This window comes from Achromobacter kerstersii (assembly GCF_902859595.1).
GTDB classification, from domain to species: Bacteria; Pseudomonadota; Gammaproteobacteria; order Burkholderiales; family Burkholderiaceae_B; genus Achromobacter; species Achromobacter kerstersii.
On the sequence record NZ_CADIJQ010000010.1, the window covers coordinates 194,966 to 213,776 of the forward strand.

The 18,811-nt window shown below is 64.9% G+C and carries 13 protein-coding genes; 4 read left to right on the forward strand and 9 right to left on the reverse strand.

The features are described 5' to 3' along the window. Positions 1–59: 59 nt before the first annotated feature. Positions 60–2,165, reverse strand: a complete 2,106-nt coding sequence (locus HV765_RS25125; RefSeq protein WP_175171367.1) for an ATP-dependent helicase — start codon at positions 2,163–2,165, stop codon at positions 60–62. Between the two features lie 150 nt (positions 2,166–2,315). Here HV765_RS25125 and HV765_RS25130 point away from each other — a divergent pair, with 150 nt between their 5' ends. Further along, positions 2,316–3,212, forward strand: coding sequence for a DUF72 domain-containing protein (locus HV765_RS25130; protein ID WP_175171368.1), 897 nt, complete (start codon positions 2,316–2,318; stop codon positions 3,210–3,212). Positions 3,213–3,283: 71 nt separating this feature from the next. Here the strand turns inward: HV765_RS25130 and pdxR are convergent, their stop codons facing one another. After that, positions 3,284–4,777, reverse strand: coding sequence for a MocR-like pyridoxine biosynthesis transcription factor PdxR (gene pdxR, locus HV765_RS25135; protein ID WP_420840156.1), 1,494 nt, complete (start codon positions 4,775–4,777; stop codon positions 3,284–3,286). 96 nt (positions 4,778–4,873) lie between these two features. Between pdxR and HV765_RS25140 the strand changes: the two genes are divergently transcribed. From HV765_RS25140 to HV765_RS25150, 3 genes are all read left to right on the forward strand, one after another. Continuing rightward, the gene (locus HV765_RS25140) at positions 4,874–6,136 is read left to right on the forward strand and encodes a 4-aminobutyrate--2-oxoglutarate transaminase (protein WP_054426514.1); all 1,263 of its coding nucleotides are present in this window, start codon (positions 4,874–4,876) and stop codon (positions 6,134–6,136) included. Between the two features lie 124 nt (positions 6,137–6,260). Then, positions 6,261–7,730 carry an NAD-dependent succinate-semialdehyde dehydrogenase gene (locus HV765_RS25145; RefSeq protein WP_054426515.1) on the forward strand — a complete coding sequence of 490 codons (1,470 nt, stop codon included), beginning with the start codon at positions 6,261–6,263 and terminating at the stop codon, positions 7,728–7,730. A gap of 207 nt (positions 7,731–7,937) precedes the next feature. Beyond that, on the forward strand, positions 7,938–8,801 hold the full coding sequence (locus HV765_RS25150) for an inositol monophosphatase family protein (protein ID WP_054426516.1): 864 nt from the start codon (positions 7,938–7,940) through the stop codon (positions 8,799–8,801). 105 nt (positions 8,802–8,906) lie between these two features. On the opposite strand, the gene HV765_RS25155 is transcribed toward HV765_RS25150, so the two are convergent. From HV765_RS25155 to HV765_RS25185, 7 genes are all read right to left on the reverse strand, one after another. Beyond that, positions 8,907–9,725, reverse strand: coding sequence for an NAD-dependent protein deacetylase (locus tag HV765_RS25155; protein WP_175171370.1), 819 nt, complete (start codon positions 9,723–9,725; stop codon positions 8,907–8,909). Between the two features lie 61 nt (positions 9,726–9,786). Continuing rightward, complete coding sequence (epsC, locus tag HV765_RS25160; RefSeq protein WP_054426518.1) at positions 9,787–10,734, reverse strand: serine O-acetyltransferase EpsC; 948 nt, start codon at positions 10,732–10,734, stop codon at positions 9,787–9,789. A gap of 194 nt (positions 10,735–10,928) precedes the next feature. Continuing rightward, positions 10,929–12,029, reverse strand: coding sequence for a UDP-glucose 4-epimerase GalE (gene galE, locus HV765_RS25165; RefSeq protein ID WP_175171371.1), 1,101 nt, complete (start codon positions 12,027–12,029; stop codon positions 10,929–10,931). 11 nt (positions 12,030–12,040) lie between these two features. Then, a complete protein-coding gene (pgi, locus tag HV765_RS25170) occupies positions 12,041–13,708 on the reverse strand; it encodes a glucose-6-phosphate isomerase (protein ID WP_175171372.1) in 1,668 nt (555 codons plus the stop codon). A gap of 13 nt (positions 13,709–13,721) precedes the next feature. Then, positions 13,722–15,125, reverse strand: a complete 1,404-nt coding sequence (locus HV765_RS25175; protein ID WP_054426521.1) for a phosphomannomutase/phosphoglucomutase — start codon at positions 15,123–15,125, stop codon at positions 13,722–13,724. Positions 15,126–15,145: 20 nt separating this feature from the next. Beyond that, a complete protein-coding gene (locus HV765_RS25180) occupies positions 15,146–17,407 on the reverse strand; it encodes a GNVR domain-containing protein (protein ID WP_054426522.1) in 2,262 nt (753 codons plus the stop codon). Between the two features lie 84 nt (positions 17,408–17,491). Further along, on the reverse strand, positions 17,492–18,628 hold the full coding sequence (locus HV765_RS25185; protein ID WP_054426523.1) for a polysaccharide biosynthesis/export family protein: 1,137 nt from the start codon (positions 18,626–18,628) through the stop codon (positions 17,492–17,494). Positions 18,629–18,811 lie beyond the last annotated feature (183 nt).

The following is an 18,811-nucleotide window of genomic DNA, read 5'->3' on the forward strand; positions in this document are numbered from 1 at the left end:
CCTTTGGCAACGCGATCCCTACCGGACAACTTATAAGCATCGGCCGATGATAGCCCAGGCTAGGAGAACAGGCTGCGCACCCGCTTGGTGACGTCGATGCTGGGCGCCTGGGGTTCCTTGGGCTGGCCGCCGCCGGGCAAATCAGACAGTGCGGGCGGCTTGGGCAGATGGTCAAACAGCGGCAGCATCGCATTCGTGATGTAGCGCGTGCGCGAGCCGTACACATGGCGGTCGCCCATGCCCGTTTGCTGATGCACATAAAAGCGCTGCGGCACGATGAGCTGCAAGCGTTCTTTCGCGCGCGTCATGGCCACGTACAGCAGGCGGCGTTCTTCCTCGATTTCTTCGGCGGTGCCGGTGCTCATGTCGGACGGAATGCAGCCGTCGACCACGTTCAGCACGTACACGGCCTTCCATTCCTGGCCCTTGGCGGAATGGATGGTGGACAGGATCATGTAGTCCTCGTCGCGGGACGGCGCGCCGGACTCATCGCTGGTGGCATCGGGCGGGTCCAGCGTCAGTTCGGTCAGGAAGCGTTCGCGCGACGGATAGCCCGCGGCCAGGCGCACCAGTTGGTCAAGATCGGTCTTGCGCACGCGGGCATCGTCATACAGGCGTTCGAGCTGGCCGGCATACCAGCGCAGGGCAAGATCGACATCCGCGGGCCAGCGCAGGCCGGGGTCGCACAAGGCCGCGTAGGTATCGGCAAATGCGCCCCACTCTTCTTGGGCGGCTGCGCCCGGCTTGAATTCGCGCAGGGCTTGCAGCGGTTCTGCGGACGCGGACATGGCGTCCATCAGTTTGCCGGCGGTGGCGGGGCCAATGCCCGGCATCAACTGCGCCACGCGAAAGCCCGCCATGCGGCCACGCGGGTTCTCGGCCCAGCGCAACAGCGACAGCAAGTCCTTCACGTGCGCGGCTTCCAGAAAGCGCAGACCGCCGAATTTCACGAAGGGGATGTTGCGGCGGGTCAGCTCAAGTTCCAGCGCGGCGCTGTGGCTGGCCGTGCGGAACAGCGCCGCCTGCGATTTCAGCGTGGCGCCGCCCTCGCGCTGCGCCAACACCTGATCGGCCACCCAACGCGCCTGACCGGCTTCATCGCTGACGGTCACCAGTTCAGGCAATTGCGACGACGCGCGATCCGTCCAGAGGTCTTTGGCGAAGCGCTCCGTCGCCAGCCCGATCACCGCATTCGATGCGTTCAGGATGGGCTGCGTGGAGCGGTAGTTGCGGTCCAGCGTGATGACGCGCGCGGGTTTGGGGAATTGCGTCGGGAAGTCCAGGATGTTGCGCACCGTGGCCGCGCGGAAGGAATAGATGGATTGGGCGTCGTCGCCCACCACCGTCAGCCCGCGCCCGTCGGGCTTCATCGCCAGCAGAATGGCCGATTGCAAGCGGTTGGTGTCCTGGTATTCGTCCACCAGCACGTGGTCGAACCGCGCCCCCACGTCGGCCGCGATGCCGGGGTCGGACATCATCTCGGCCCAGTAGAGCAGCAGGTCGTCGTAGTCCAGCACTTGCTGATCCTGCTTGGCGGCCACATAGCCGCGAAACAGATTCTTCAGTTCGTCTTCCCATTGGGCGCACCAGGGGAATGACGTTTTCAGTACGTCGGCCACCGGCGTCTGGCTGTTGACCACGCGCGAATAAATGGCCAGGCATGTGCCTTTCAAGGGAAAGCGGGATTTGGTGGACGACAGGCCCTGCTCGTGCCGCACCATCCCCATCAGGTCTTCGGCGTCGCCGCGGTCATGGATGGTGAAGGCTTCCGACAGCCCGATGCGCAGCGCGCAGTCGCGCAGCAGGCGCGCGCCGATGGCGTGGAACGTGCCGGCCCACGGCAGCGACGGCGCCTGTTGCGAGCCGCGCAGGTTCATCACCCGCTGCAATACCGAACCCACGCGGCGATCCATTTCCTGCGCGGCGCGGCGTGAAAAGGTCAGCAGCAACATGCGTTGGGGATCGGCGCCGTTCAGGATCAGGTGCGCGACACGATGCGCCAGCGTGTTGGTCTTGCCTGAACCCGCCCCGGCAATCACCAGCAAGGGGCCGTCATCGCCGGCAGCGCCCGCCACGCCGAATTCGGCAGCTTCGCGCTGCGCGGGATTCAAGTCGGCCAGAGGGTCGGGACGGGCGGGAGTAGAAGCGGGATTCTGATCGGGCATGACGCGTTGTGACGGCGCTGGGCACGGCTGGGCGGCAAAACCTGACCGGCGGGCTGGGCTGAATTGGCGGCCAATGACTGGCTATTTATCCAGCTATCATAGCAGCGTAGCCGGCCCCGCCGCCGGCACGATACGAACCCGATTCCCCCCATGCGCCTTCTGACCGGCACCGCCTCCTGGACCGATCCCACCCTGCTTGCCTGCGGCCGCTTCTACCCGCCCGAGGCCCGCAGCGCCGAATCGCGGCTGCGCTTTTACGCCTCGCGCTACCGGCTGGCCGAGGTCGATTCCAGCTACTACGCCCTGCCCTCGGCCGACAACGCCTATCTTTGGGACCAACGCACGCCGGACGATTTTGTCTTCAACATCAAGGCCTTCCGGCTATTCACCGGCCACCAGACGCCGCTTGCCGCCCTGCCCCACGACATCCAGCGCGAACTGGACGATTGGCCGGAGCCCATCATCTATCACGGCCAGATGCCGGAAGACTTGCGCGATGCGCTGTGGCGCCGCTATCAGCTGGCGCTGGAACCGCTGCGCATGCCGGGCAAACTGGGCGCGGTGCATTTCCAGTTTCCGCCCTGGGTCCGGCGCGATGCGCGGGGCCGCGCGCATGTGGCCGATTGCGCGCGGCGCATGGAAGAGCATCTGATTTCCGTGGAGTTCAGGCATCGCAGCTGGTTTGACAGCCCAGCCGCCATCGCGGACACGCTAGCGTTTGAACGCGACCTGGGCGTGGTGCACACGGTGGTCGACGCGCCGCAAGGCTTTGAGAACACGGTGCCCGCCATATGGGAATGCACGCATCCCGATCTGACCTTGCTGCGCCTGCACGGCCGCAACACCAACGCGTGGAATGTGTCGGGCACGGCCTCGTCGGGGCGCTTTCAATACGAGTACACCGAACAGGAACTGGCAGAGCTGGCGGAACGCTTTTCGCGGCTGGCCACGCAAAGCGCGCAGGCCCACGCCGTGTTCAACACCAACTTTGAAGACCAGGGCATGCGCAACGCCGCCGCCTTCGCGTCGGCGCTGTTGCCGTTTTAGTTCCGTTCTGACGCCGTGCGGATGCAGCTGTGATGCCGCCTTGGTACCGTTTTAACCCTGACGGGCACCGCTCAAGCCGCGGCCGGCTTGCGCGCCACTTCCGCCAGGCTTTCCAGCAACACCTCGAACTTGCGCGCAATGTCGTGCTCGGGCACACAGGCGTACCCCAACAGCAGCCCCGGCCGCCGCCCTGCTTCATTCACGTAATAACGCGACAGCGCACGCGTCAGCACGCCCTTGCTGCGCGCCACGTCCACCACGCGCAGGTCATCCATGTCCGGCGGCAGCGTCAGCACCAGATGCAAGCCCGCCATGCTGGCGTCGCGATGCAGCCAATCCGGCCCCAGGCGGCGTTCGATCAGGTTGACGAGCATTGCGCGCCGCCGGCCATACAGCATGCGCATGCGGCGGATGTGGGCGGCGTAATGGCCTTCTGAAATAAAGGTCGCCAGCGCCGCGTGCGTCATCAAGTGGCCTTCGCGGTACAGCTCGGCGTGCGCCGCCTGGAACGCGGCCGTCAGCGGCTTGGGCAGCACCAGATAGCCCACGCGCAGCCCCGGGTACAGCGTCTTGCTGAACGTACCCATATAGATGACGGGCGCGTCCGGCTCCAGCCCCAGCAGCGATGCAATGGGCCGGCCCGAGAAGCGGAACTCGCTGTCGTAATCGTCTTCGATGATCCAGCTGCCGCATTGCCGCGCCACGGCCAGCAACTGGCGGCGCCGGGTCAACGACATCACAGGGCCAAGCGGATATTGATGCGACGGCGTGACGAAAATGAAGCGCGGCGGCGTGCCCACCGTGTCGGGCAGGCGCATGCCTTCTTCGTCGACAGGCAGGTGCACGGTGTGCAGGCCATTGGCTTGCAGGATGGTGCGGGCGCCCCAGTAGCCCGGGTCTTCGACCCACGCGGTTTCTCCGGCTTCGCCCAGGATGCGGGTGGTAAGGTCGATGGCTTGGTGCGAGCCTTCGGTGATGATGATCTGTTCCGGGTCGCAATCGATGGAACGCGTCAGCGCCAGATGCTGGGCCAGGGCCTCGCGCAGCGCAGGCAGGCCGCCGCCGTAGGCGTAAGTCAGCAAGTCGGGCGACGGGTTGCGCCACAGCGCGCTGAAAATGCGGCCAAACTTCTTGTGCGGGAATTCGGTCAGGTCGGGCACGCCCGGCATGAACGCCCCCCATTGATAGGGCGATGCCGACACGCCATCGACGATGGCCGCACCGCGCGGCGACAGCGCCGGCCCCGGCTGGGCTTGCGGCGGCTGGCGCAGGCGGCGGCCGCTGGCCAGATACGAGTCCGGCACTGACGCGTTGACGAAGGTGCCGTTGCCCTGGCGGCTGCGCGTATAGCCTTCGGCCAGCAGTTGGCTGTAAACGTGAACGACGGTGTTGCGGGCGATGCCGAGCTCGGCGGCCAGGTCACGTGAGGCGGGCAGCCGCGAGTCCGCCGCGATGGCGCCATCGAGGATCGCTTCACGGATTCCGCGATACAGGCGCTTGTTCATCGGCTCAGTAGAGCCATCTGCCAAGCGCAGCAGAAGCAAGTCACCAACAATGGACCGCAATTGGTTCTACCTGTTTTATCAAAGTGGTTCCCACAAATGGGGCCATCGTAGCATTAAATAAGGTTTTTCCCGCCCATCACGTTCCCCGAGGCAGAGATGAAGAATCAGGACCTGAATACCCGCCGTTCCCTGGCCACGCCGCGCGGCGTTGGCGTCATGTGCGACTTCTACGCCGTGCGCGCTGAAAACGCCACGCTGTGGGACGCCAACGGCAAGGAATACATCGATTTCGCAGGCGGCATCGCCGTGCTGAACACCGGCCACTTGCACCCCAAGGTCAAGGCCGCCGTGTCCGCCCAGCTGGACAACTTCACGCACACCGCCTACCAGATCGTGCCGTATGAAGGCTACATCTCGCTGGCAGAGCGCATCAACCGCCTGGCCCCCATCGACGGCCTGAAAAAGACCGCCTTCTTCACGACCGGCGTCGAAGCCGTTGAAAACGCCATCAAGATTGCGCGTTCGTCGACGGGCCGCTCGGGCGTCATCGCCTTCTCGGGTTCGTTCCACGGCCGCACCATGCTGGGCATGGCGCTGACCGGCAAGGTCGCCCCGTACAAGCTGTCGTTCGGCCCGATGCCCGGCGACATCTATCACGTGCCGTTCCCCAACGCCACGCAAGCCATCAGCGTGGCTGACTCGCTCAAGGCGCTGGACTTGCTGTTCAAGTGCGACATCGATCCGAAGCGCGTGGCCGCCATCATCATCGAACCGGTGCAAGGCGAAGGCGGCTTCAACATCACCCCGCCTGAACTGATGACCGCGCTGCGCAAGCTCTGCGACGAGCACGGCATCCTGCTGATCGCTGACGAAGTGCAAACGGGCTTTGGCCGCACCGGCAAGCTGTACGCGATGGAACACCACTCGGTGCAAGCCGACCTGATCACCATGGCCAAGAGCCTGGGCGGCGGCTTCCCGATTTCGGGCGTCGTCGGCCGCGCCGATGTCATGGACGGCCCGGCCGCTGGCGGCCTGGGTGGCACGTACGCCGGCAACCCGCTGGCAGTTGCCGCCGCGCACGCCGTGCTGGACGTCATCGCTGAAGAAAAGCTGTGCGACCGCGCCAACGTGCTGGGCGAGAAGCTGCGCGCCCATCTGGAAGGCCTGCGCGCCAAGGTCCCGGGTATCGCCGATGTGCGCGGCCTGGGTTCGATGGTGGCGCTGGAACTGAACGACGCCAATGGCAAGCCGGACGCCGAAGCCGTCAAGCGTGTGCAAGCGCGCGCGCTGGAACAAGGCCTGATCCTGCTGAGCTGCGGCGTGTACGGCAACGTGCTGCGCTTCCTGTACCCGCTGACGATTCCCGACGCGCAATTCGACCGCGCGCTGGTTATCCTGTCGGAAGCGCTGGCCGCTTGACGTTCAGGGCCTGAACCCCGATAGCCGGTGGGCAGGCATGGCAATTGCGGGCGTGCAGCGGTTTACCGCCACGCCCGCAGCCGTTTCCTGACCCCGCTGCATTTCATTCAAGGAGACTCCGATAATGACCGCTTTGACTCACCCCCTGTCGCGCCCTGAACTGCTGCGCGACGCCTGCTACATCGACGGCAAGTGGGTTGGCGCCGGCAATGGCGCGTCGATCCCGGTGGACAACCCCTCCACCGGCAAGACCATCGTGTCCGTGCCCAAGCTGGGCCGCAAGGAAACCGAACAGGCCATCGCCAGCGCTCAAGCCGCGCTGCCGGCCTGGAGCGCCAAGACCGGCAAGGAACGCGCCGCGATCCTGCTGAAGTGGGCGCAACTGATGATGCAGAACCAGCAAGACCTGGCCGCCATCATGACGTCCGAGCAGGGCAAGCCCGTGACCGAAGCCGCCGGCGAAATCGCCTACGCCGCGTCGTTCCTGGAATGGTTTGCCGAAGAAGCCAAGCGCATCGACGGCGACGTGCTGCAAAGCCCCAAGGCCGGCCAGCGCCTGCTGGCGTTGAAGCAGCCCATCGGCGTAACCGCCGCCATCACGCCGTGGAACTTCCCGGCCGCCATGATCACCCGCAAGGTCGGCCCCGCGCTGGCTGCCGGTTGCACCATGGTCGTCAAGCCCGCTCAGCAAACCCCGCTGACCGCGCTGGCGCTGGCCGTGCTGGCCGAAGAAGCCGGCGTGCCGGCTGGCGTGTTCCACGTCATCACCGGCAGCTCGCGCGACATCGGCGCCGCCCTGTGCGAAAGCGACGTGGTGCGCAAGCTGAGCTTCACGGGTTCCACCGAAGTCGGCCGCACGCTGATGGAGCAATGCGCCCCGACCATCAAGAAGCTGTCGCTGGAACTTGGCGGCAACGCGCCCTTCATCGTGTTCGACGACGCCGATCTGGACCGCGCGGTCGACGGCATCCTGGCCTCCAAGTACCGCAACGCAGGCCAGACGTGCGTATGCGCGAACCGCATCTACGTGCAGGCCGGCGTGTACGAAGAAATCGCCAAGCGCCTGGTCGCCAAGGTCAACGCCATGAAGGTGGGCGACGGCTTTGGTGATGGCGTGACGCAAGGTCCGCTGATCGACGCCAACGCCGTTGAAAAGGTGCAGGAACACATCGCTGACGCGACGTCCCACGGCGCCAAGGTCATCGCTGGCGGCAAGCCGCATGCACTGGGCGGCACGTTCTTCGAACCCACCGTCGTGCGCGACGTGACGCAGTCGATGCGCTTTGCCACCGAAGAAACCTTCGGCCCGGTCGCACCGCTGTTCCGCTTCGAAACGGAAGAAGAAGTCATCGGCATGGCCAACGACACCATCTTCGGTCTGGCCGCTTATTTCTTCACGCGCGACTACGCCCGCATCTGGCGCGTGTCCGAAGCGCTGGAATACGGCATCGTCGGCATCAACACGGGTTTGATCTCGAACGAAGTCGGCCCGTTTGGCGGCGTGAAGCAATCCGGCCTGGGCCGTGAAGGCTCGAAGTACGGCATCGAGGAATACCTCGAAATCAAGTACCTCTGCGTGGATCTGGGCGCCTGACGCCCAACCGGTGCGCGGCGCCCTGCCGCGCACCGGGGATAAGCCGGCATGTCACCAGACACGCCGCGCTTATCCCCAGCAACTGTGGACAACCCGGCAGATAACTCCTGCATAGCCGGAAAATGTCCTTTCAATCCAGTGACTTATAAATCACGATCAATTGCCGCTCAGGCGTGATAGATTTGCGCGTTCCCTGGATGACACCGAATGAGCAGAACTTTTACCCTTGAGGACACCCGCAAGCTTGCCGCCGTGCTGGCCGAAACCGCCCTGACGGAAGTCATGCCGCGCTTTCGCAACCTGCCGGAAGGCTCGGTGCGGGGCAAGAGTTCGCCGCGCGATCTGGTCACCGACGCAGACGAAGCCGCCGAACGCATGATCGGCGCGCGGCTGGCCAAGCTGCACCCGGGTGCCGTGCTCATTGGTGAAGAAGCGTCCGCGCGCAACCCGGCCTTGCTGAACATGCTGGTCGACGCTGACCTGGCCTTTCTGATTGACCCCATCGACGGCACTCGCAACTACGTGGCGGGCCTGCCGCTGTTCGGCATGATGATCGCGGCCTGCCATCGCGGCGACGTCATCGCGGGCGTCATCTACGACCCGGTCAACCGCGACAGCGCGCTGGCCGTGCGCGGCGAAGGCGCCTGGATGGAGTACGAGAACGGCCGGCGCGTGCCGCTGACCGTGGCGCCGCCTGCGCCCCTGGAAGACATGGATGGCCTGATCGCCACGGGCGCCCTGCCCGAGCCGCTGCGCACCACCGTCAACAGCCATCTGTCGCGTTTGGCCAGTACCGCGTCGCTGCGTTGCGCCGCGCATGAATACCGCATGCTGGCCGCCGGCCATTGCCACATTGCGCTGTACAACCAGCTGACGGCGTGGGACCACGCGGCCGGCTGGCTGCTGCACCGCGAGGCCGGCGGCTATGCCGCGCGCTTTGACGGATCGCCCTACAAGCCCACGCACCGCACAGGCGGGCTCCTGTACGCACCCGACGCCGGCAGCTGGCACGCCGCCCGCAAGGCCCTGCTGGGCGAGGCGGTAGAGATGGCAGACGCGGGTAATCCCTAGGAATTATCCACAGTTCCTGTGGACAACCCTTTGGAAAGGTCTGTAACAGCGGGAAAAATCCCTTACGGGGCAAGCACTTGCTTAAACCGGTCAAAAACCGGCCGGTTACAAGGCGTCCAGCGCCACCGCGCAAGGCTGTTCCACCTTCAGGGTCAACAGGCTGTCGGCGCGGGTGCGGCCCAGGTTGATGGCGGCAATCGGCACGCCGTTACGCGCCGCAGCCGTCACGAAGCGGTAGCCCGAATACACCATCAATGATGAGCCCACGACCAGCACCGCGTCGGCGCTCATCAAGCCCGCGTTGGCGCGGTCCACACGGTCGCGCGGAACGGTTTCGCCGAAGAACACCACATCCGGTTTGACGATGCCGCCACAGCGCGGACACGGCGGCACGGTGAATTGCGAGAAATCTTCGCCGTCCAGATCGGCGTCGCCGTCGGGCGCATCGGTGGCGTCCAGCGACGTCCAATACGGGTTGCCCTGCTGCAGGGCCTCTTGCCAGGGCTGGCGGTCGCCGCGCCAATCGCAGTTCATGCAGCGCACTTCATCCAGCCGGCCGTGCAGGTCCACGACCTCGCGGCTGCCTGCGGCTTCATGCAGGCCGTCTACGTTTTGCGTGACCAGCACACTGATGTGGCCTTGCGACTCCAGCCGCGCCAGCGCCCGGTGCGAGTCGTTGGGTTTGACGTGGCCAAAGCGGCGCCAGCCAACCATGCTGCGCGCCCAGTAGCGGGCGCGCGCCAGGTCGTCGCCCATGAACGTCTGCAACGTCATGGGCGGCTTGCGCTTCCATTCGCCTTCGGTGTCGCGGTAGTCGGGAATGCCGGAGTCAGTGCTGACGCCCGCCCCCGTCAGCACGAACAGCCGTGGGTGGCGGTCGATGAAGCCGCGCAAGGCGGCCATGTCCGAGACTCGTGTGTCCATCCTGACTCCTGTGTGCCGGTCTGGGCGCCGCCCGCAGGGGCAGCGCCCGCGTGGACGGCGCTTAGCCGCCCAGCCCGCAGTCGGGCATGTCGCTGACCAGGCTGGCCTGCGTGACGTTGCTGCCCGGCGGCACGCTGCGCGTGAGCCAGACGTTACCGCCAATGGTCGAGCCCTTGCCGATCGTGACGCGGCCCAGGATGGTGGCGCCCGCGTAGATCACCACGTCGTCTTCAATCAGCGGGTGGCGCGGCAGGCCCTTCTTGAGCTCGCCGTTTTCACCGGGCGGGAAGCGCTTGGCGCCAAGCGTCACCATCTGATAGAGCCGCACGCGGTCGCCGATGATGGCGGTTTCACCAATGACGACACCCGTGCCGTGATCAATGAAGAAGCTGCGGCCGATGGTGGCGCCCGGGTGGATGTCGATGCCGGTATCGGCGTGTGCGATCTCGGCCACGATACGGGCCAGCATCGGCACATTCAGCCGATACAGCACGTTGGCCAGGCGGTGATGAATCATCGCCGCCACGCCGGGATAGCAGAGCAGCACTTCGTCAACGCTGTGCGCGGCCGGGTCGCCTTGATAGGCGGCGGTGACGTCCAGGTCGAGGGCGGCGCGCACGCGCGGAAGCTCGGCGCCGAACTGGCGCACGATTTCGATGGCGCGTTGCTGGGTTTGGGCAGGGTCCGCGTGTTCGTGACGGCCCACGTATTGCAGTTCAAGACAGACCTGATGCAACAGCGCGTCCAAGGCCGCGCCGATGGTGTGCCCCACATAGAAGTCTTCGACCTCTTCGCGCAGGTCGATGGGGCCCAGGCGCATCGGGAACAAGGCGCCACAGAGGTCTTTGATGATCTGACGCAGGCTTTCCTGCGACGGGAATTCACGCAGGCCCGAGTCTTCACGCAGGCGGCCACGCGGGCCGCGCCACGCCACGCGCGCGTCGCGCAGGCCGGACACGATGCTGTCCAGGTTCCAGTGGGCGGGCGGGATGTAGGTGGGGCCGCTCATTGCGACTGCCCCTGGCGGGCGCGGTGTTGTCCGCGGCGTCCGGCATACGGATGGAATTCAAACATGGGAGAGCCTCACTGACGGGTGCATGGCGTGGGCGGATGCGCCGCCTGCGCCATGCTGCTACGCAATAATGCCGTCAACTGTAACCGCAGGCGCCCCGTTTCCGGAATCCCTCCGACACGCCATTGGGGTTATGCCGCGGCCCGACCCGCCGGATCGCGCACGGCCTGCCCCGCAGATTCGTCCGTATGGGCCTCGGCGTCATACCCCTGCGGATTCCCCTGCTGCCAGCGCCAGCCGTCCGCGCACATCGCCGCCACGTCATGCGTGCTGCGCCAGCCCAGCAGCGATGCCGCCAGCGCCGGGTCGGCCCAGGTCCGCGCCACGTCTCCCGCGCGCCGTCCCTGCCGGTTCAGCGGAATTCGGCAGCCGCTGGCCGCCTCGAACGCGCGCACCAGCTGCAAGACGCTGGTGCCCTGCCCCGTGCCCAGGTTCACCGCGGCAAAGCCCGTGTGCGTCATGGCGTGCGCCAACCCCAGCACATGCCCCCGCGCCAGATCCATCACGTGCAGATAGTCGCGTTCGCCCGTGCCATCGGCGGTGTCGTAGTCGTCGCCGAACACGCGCAGATATGGCTGCCGCCCCACCGCCACCTGGGTAATGAAGGGGAACAGATTATTGGGCAGGTCGCGCGGGCTTTCGCCGATGCGGCCGCTCGCGTGCGCGCCGATAGGATTGAAGTAGCGTAAAGTCAGCGCGCTGAAGGCCGGGTCCGCCACGCAGACGTCGCGCAGCATCTCTTCCACCATCAGCTTGGTGCGCCCGTAAGGATTGGTGGGCGCCAAAGGATGCGACTCATCGAAAGGCAGATACTGCGGTTCGCCATAGACCGTGGCCGACGAACTGAACACCAGCCGCGTGACCCCCGTGTCACGCATGGCGCGCAACAGCACCATCGACCCTGTGACGTTGTTGTCGTAATACTTGAGCGGGTCCGCCACCGATTCGCCCACCGCCTTGCAGCCGGCCAGATGCAGCACCGCCTCTACCGGCGTACCGCTGGCCGCCGCGCCGGCCAGCACGGATTCAATCAACCCGGGCGTGCGGATATCGCCTTCGATAAGCGGTATCGGCACGCCGCACAGTTGTTCGACCCGGCGCACGGCCTCGCGGCTGCCGTTGCTGAAGTTATCCAGCACCAGCGGCCGCTGGCCCGCCGCCACCATCGCCACCAGCGTGTGCGTGCCGATGTAGCCCGCCCCGCCCGTCACCAGCACATGCAGGTCCGGCATGCCCGTCTCCGTCAAAGGTGTGCGGCCATGCCGGGCACCCATGCATGGCGCGGGCGCGGCGCCTGCGCGTGGCCGCGATAACGGTCGATCCAGTACGAGGTGGACGCGTCATGCCCCCAGTCCACCACGCCGGCCGACACCGGCACGGCCAGTTCACGTTCAATGCCCGTGGCCAGCCGTTTGCCCAGTTCCACACCCCATTGGTCAAACGGGTTGATGCCCCAGACCACGCTTTGCACAAACACTTTGTGTTCGTACAGCGCCAGCAGCGCGCCCAGACCGCGCGGGTCCAGTTGACGCAGCACGATCAGCGTTGACGGCCGTCCGCCCGGATGCACCATGTGCTGCGCGAGGCTCAGCGCGCGCTCCTGGTCGTCGATATGCGCCACGTCTTGCAGCGCTTGCTCCAGGCACTTGCCGCGCAACAGCGCTTGCCGCTGCGCCAGGCAATTGGCCAGCAACAGACGATGCGCGTCCGGGCTGTCGGTATGCCCTTGCAGGCTGGCGATGAAGTCCACCGGCGCGCCGTCTTCGCTTTGATGCAGCCATTGGAAGAAGGTGTGCTGGCCATCGGTGCCCGGCATGCCCCAGATGATGGGCGCCGTGGGCACCCCCACCGCCGTGCCATCGCCCGCCACGCGCTTGCCCAGCGATTCCATTTCCAACTGCTGAAGATAGGTCACCAGGTGCAGCAGACGCGCGCTGTACGCGGCAATGTTCAACGAGTTGTGGCCCAACACGCTGCAATTGACCAGCCCGGCCAGCGCCAGCTGAATCGGCGCATTGGCCGCGAATGGTGCTTGTTGGAAGTGCTGGTCCATCGCTTCGGCGCCCGCGCGCATGCCAATCAGCACATCGGCGCCCACGGTCAACGCAATCGACAGGCCCGCCACCGACCACACGGAATAGCGTCCACCCACCCAGTCGCACATCTTGAACACCTGGCTGGCCGGCACACCCAGCGCGCGCGCCGCCGGCGCATTGGCGGTCACCGCCGCCAGATGTTCAGACACGTCGGCTACACCGCCTTGCTTGAGCCAGGCAATGGCCGCGCGGGCGTTGTGCAGGGTTTCAGACGTGGTGAACGATTTGGACGACACCACCACCAGGCAACGCCGCGGGTCCAGGCCGGCGATAGCGTCGTGAAACGCATGGCCGTCGATGTTGGACACGAAGCGGATCTGGCGGCGTTGCGACGGGCCGCCGAACGCCTGGATGGCCAGGCGCGGGCCCCAGTCGCTGCCGCCGATACCAATATGCAGCACGGTGGAAAAATCTGCCGTCTGATCCACGCGGCGCACGAAGTCCGTCATGCGCGAATATTCGCAAACAGAATCGGCGTCCTGGCCGTCAGGTTGCTCGCGCGTGCGGCCGGCTCGCAGCGCCGTGTGCCACGCGGGCTTGCCTTCCGTCCAGTTGACCGGATCGCCGGCGAACAGCGCGTGGCGGGCATCCGCCAGCGCGCGCGCCTGCAACAGATTCAGCGCCGCGGCCTCCAGCGCCGGAGACTGGCGCTGCATGGTCAGGTCCACGCACAACCCGGCCGCTTCGATCACTTTCAGCGTGCTGGCATCCAATTCGGCAGTTTGCGCCGCCTGCGCAAACGCCTGCCACTCGGGGCTCTGCGCCAGGCCGGAATTCGCCCTTAACGCCTCAATCGCATAATTGGCCTTACCCATCGCGTGATGCTCCTTAGAACGGTAAACGAACATGAGGTGCAATGCGCCGGAACGCGTTGCGGAAGTCCTCCTCAATACGGGCCAATGCGGCCACGGTGTCTCCTTCAAAACGCAAAACCACCGTCGGCGTCGTGTTGGATGGACGCGCCAGGCCGAAGCCGTCGGCATAGTCCACCCGCACGCCGTCCAGATCGTTGATGGACACGGCGCCCGGGAATTCCCCTTGTGCGCGCAATGTCTCCACCAGTTCGAACTGCTCGCCTTCGGCGGTGTCCAGCTTGATTTCGGGGGTCGCGCAAGACTGAGGCAGGCTTTCGAGCAAGCCTGACGGGTCCGGCGCAGACGACAGAATTTCCAACAGCCGTGCAGCGGCGTAGATGCCATCGTCAAAGCCGTACCAGCGCTCTTTGAAAAACATGTGGCCGCTCATCTCTCCAGCAAGTAGCGCTCCCGTCTCGCGCATCTTGGCTTTGATCAGGGAATGCCCTGATTTCCACATGGTGGCCCGGCCCCCCGCTTCGACAACGGCGCGCGCCACATGGCGGCTGCACTTGACGTCGTAGATGATCTCGGCGCCCGGGTTGCGCGCCAGCACGTCGCGCGCAAACAGAATCAACTGCCGGTCTGGCCAGATGATCTGTCCCGATTTGGTGACAACGCCCAGCCGGTCGCCATCGCCGTCAAACGCCAGGCCGACTTCGCAATCGGAATAGCGCAGGCAATAGATCAGGTCTTGCAGGTTTTGGGGGTCGGCAGGATCAGGGTGATGGCCCGGGAACGAGCCATCCACCTCGCAGAACAGTTCCGTCACTTCGCACCCCAAGGCGCGAAACAAGGCGGGCGCCACCGCGCCTGCCACGCCGCTGCCGCAGTCGATGGCGATCTTCATCGGGCGCGCCATGCGGATGTCGCCCACCAGCCGTGCCGCGTAGCAGGGTTGAAGCTGCATCTGCGTGCGCCCGCCCGGCACGTCGGCCGATTCAATCGGCAAGCGCATCGCATCGCGCAGCGCGGTGATGCCCTCGCCGTACAGCGACGCGCCGTCCAGCACAATCTTGAAGCCGTTGTGCGCGGGCGGGTTGTGGCTGCCCGTCACCGCAATGCCCGCGCCCGTGTCCATCAGGCGCGTGGCGAAGTACACCATCGGCGTGGTCGCCATGCCCAGGTCGATGACGTGCATGCCCGCCGAACGCAAACCGGCTTGCAGCGCCGCCGCCAGCTCCACGCTGCTCAGCCGGCCATCGCGTCCCACCACAATCGAACGCGCGCCCAGGTCCCGCGCCTTGCTGCCCACCGCCATGCCCAGGCTGTGCGCGAAGCGCGCATCGATTTCGTCCGGCACCGTGCCGCGTATGTCATAAGCCTTGAAAACCGCATCCAGAATTTGCGGGGTATCCCAGCCAAAAGTTCCGTGCATGCCAGTTTCTCCGGGTGGCGTTATTTGGGGCCGTTCTGTTTGAAATCGCCGTAATACGCCGCACGGGAGTATCGATAGCTCCCATACTTGGACCGGAAGCCAAAGCGTTCCGGCATGAGTTTCAAGCCGTTGAACAACACGCCGTCCACGGGCGCACCTGCCTGGATGAGCCGCTTGGCGGTCTCGCGGATTTCACCCACGGTGTTTTGGCCGGAGCGCACCACCACCATGACTGCCGCGGCATGCGTGCCCACCACCGCCGCATCGGGCGACGACAGCACGGGCGCGGTGTCCAGAATCACCATGTCGTATTGGGAAGACAGTTCGCGCAGCGTGGCGCCAAACACCGGCGAGGCCAGCAGTTCAGACGGGTCGAACGTCACCGCACCCGTGGCGATGAAGTCCACGCCTTCAGACACACTGTGCTTTTTGACGCGTGCCAGCGGGATCGTGCCCGACAGCACTTCGAACAAACCGTCTTCCTTCGGCACGCCGAAATAACGGTTCAGTTGGCCCTTGCGGAAGTCGGCGTCGATCAGCAGCACGCGCTTGCCCACGCCGCCCTGGATGAACGCGAAGTTGGCCGACAGGAACGACTTGCCCACGCCCGCCACCGGGCCGGTAAACATGACCATGTTGTTGGCCGATTGGCGCAGCGACGCTTGCAGCACATTGCGGAACGATCGCAGGCTTTCGATGGGTGGCGAGTTGCCCTGGCTTTGCGCCAACAGCGCAGGCACCGTCGCGTTCTTGCGGCGGCTGCGGCGCCACAGCTTGTCCTGCATGTCGCTGTAGGGAATGGCGGCCAGCACCGGCAGGCCCGTGTAGCGTTCGACGTCTTCGGGTTCGGACAGGCCGCCGAACAACGCGTTGCGGACAAAGGCGCACAGCATGCCGAAGATCAGGCCGATGGCGGTGGCCACGCCCAGAATGATCGCGGCCTTGGGGCGCACGGGGCGGTCAGGCTGCACGGCGGCATCCAGGATGCGCACGTTGCCCACCTTGCCGGCGCGGATCAAACGCAGTTGCTGCGCGTTGTTCAACAGCCCCGTGTAGAGCTCGGTGTTCACGCGCACATCACGCACCAGGCGCACCACGTCTTGCTCCAGATCCGGCAGCTGCTTGATGTTGTTGCCAATGCGGCTGACATCCCCCGACAGCGATGCAATCTGGCGGTCGATGGCGACGATGCTCGGGTGCGTGGGCGCAAAGCGCGTGATCAGTTCCTGACGCTTCGAACGTAGCTCCATCACCTTCGTTTGCGCATCCACCGATTGCGCCAGGATCAGCTTGGCTTCTTCGCTCAGGTCGATCGTGCCGCGCTTGTTGCGCAAGGCGTTGTACTTGGTTTCGGCCGCGTCCAGCTCGCCCTTCAGGATAGGCAGTTGCTGCTCCAGGAAGCCCAGCGATTTTTCCGCTTGCGCCGACTTCCGGTTCACGTTCTGCTGCACGTATTCCTGGCCGATCTGGTTCAGCACGGCGGTGGTCAACGCCGGGTCATTGCCTTCCAGCGTGACGCCGATCACGCCCGATGTGCGGCCGCGCTCGAAGATGCCCAGGTGCGATTGCACGTCTTCAATGGCCGCCAGGCGCGAGCTGCGCGACACGGTGAATTCGGTGCCGGGCCGGCCTGCCAACGCATCGATGTGCACGTCCATGGCGCCACCGCCAGGCAACAGGAAATGCTCGGCCTTGCCCACCGTGCCGTTGAACGTGGCGCCGGTGAATTTGTCGGTCAGCGTGTAGCGGCCTTCGCCAAGCGTGGTCACGCGAAACGGCTTGCCCAGCCATTCGTTGGGCACATCCAGCTGCGAGATCGCAATGGATTCTCCGCCCCATGCATAACCGCCACGCGGCAGGCTGGACGGATACGGCAGCGCTTCATAACGCTGTGCAAGCCATTCGCCCACCACCGGGAAGTAGCGAGGCTTGGCGTGGATGTAGAGCAGGAATTTATCGACGGCGGGTCCCACCACCATGCGCGAACGCAGCACTTCCATTTCGCCGGAGGTTTCGGCCTTGGTGTCGAACATGGCGGACACATCGCCCAACAGGCTGCGCGCCTGGCCGTTCGGCATTTCCTCTTCAACCTGCACGATGATGTCGGCCGAATAGACCGATGGGGTCACCATCACGTAGGCCAAGGCGCCCAGGAAGGCGAGCAAGGTGATCGCGAAGATCATCCACCGGTTCGACACGATTGCATCCACATGGGACGACAACGGGGTTTCCTGCTGGCGAGCCGGGACGTTCGGCTCGAATGATTCGATGGGCAACGACATGCAGCTCTCCAGACGTGGGCGCCGCCGCGGACGCGGCGCCCCCAAAGGCGTGGTTTTGGAGCCTTGCGGCCCCGAAAGGCGGACTTAGTTGATCGACTTCACGGTCTGTACCGTTTGCGCGCTCGGGAACAGGTTGCTGATGAAGCGGTTCCACCGCACCAGCGCAGCCGTATCCACGAACACGACGTCTTTGGGCTCCAGCTCGAACTTCGCTCCTACCGCCAAGGCCTGCGGCGACTTGGAGTTCAGATGGAACACCAGCGGCATCGCTTCCTCGGTACTGCGGACTACAAAAATTTGCGACGCGTCAGCCGTGAGCTGGTTAGGTCCTCCCGCCATGCCCAGCGCCTCGGTCAACGACATCCGTCCGTCGCGCATCACCACCGTGGTGGGCAGGAACACCTCGCCCATCACGAACACTTTGCTGTCGTCTCGCGGCGTGACACGCACGATGTCGCCCGACTTCAGCATCACTTGATTCAAGTCTTGGCCACGCTCGATCAGCGCAGGCAGATTCACGCGAGTCCGGCGTCCATCACGAATCACATAGACGGCGCTGCGATCAGCGGTAGGCAACAAACCTCCCGCGCGGTTGACCGCTTCAAGCAGAGTCATCGGAATGTCGTTGATGGCAACCGTGCCCGGCAACTTCACTTCGCCTTCGACGTAGACACGCTTGCTTCGATAGCCCAGCACGCGTACCGTGATCTGCGGATCCTGGATGTACTTGCCGGAACTATTCACTATGAGATTGCGCGCCTGAAGTTCCGTCAACCCCGCCACTTTCAGCAATCCTGCATACGGAAATTGGATGTATCCAGTGGATGAGACCGTATAGCCCGGAATGCCCGAGGCGGTATCTCCCATGATTAGTTCGGTCACCCCAGTTCCGATGGCGTAGGTTTGCGTCGGAAGGACGAGCTCGGGGTGATCCCACACGACAATGGAGAGGATGTCTCCGGGTCCAATGCGGTAGGGTTCAACGGTACCGACCAGGCGTTCGACGCCGTCGTTATTGATCAATGCCTGGCGGGCGCGCAAGTCGTCCACCACGAGCGAAGGCGTAATTTCCTTGATCGGCGCCACGGAGTTCGGGTCCAGCGGATCAACGAGATGGCCGGCGCTGAAGGTCATACCGGGTGACAGGGCGCAAGCGCCTAGCGAGGACACGAGCGCGATAGCGGCGATGGCCCGGCTCAACGTTCCGAAAAATGTCGTCATGGCAAATCCACTGTGAATGACTTCGTTGCTTGGAAAGGAGCCCGATGCGTAACGGGTTGCGACATTCCACTCTCTTTTTGAAGCCCCGCACATTCGACGGATGCCCTAAGCCTTCTCCTACATCGTTTGGAGGTTTCGGGTACGCCTTGCACTCAATAAGATTTCGTCGGTAGCCACAAGTTT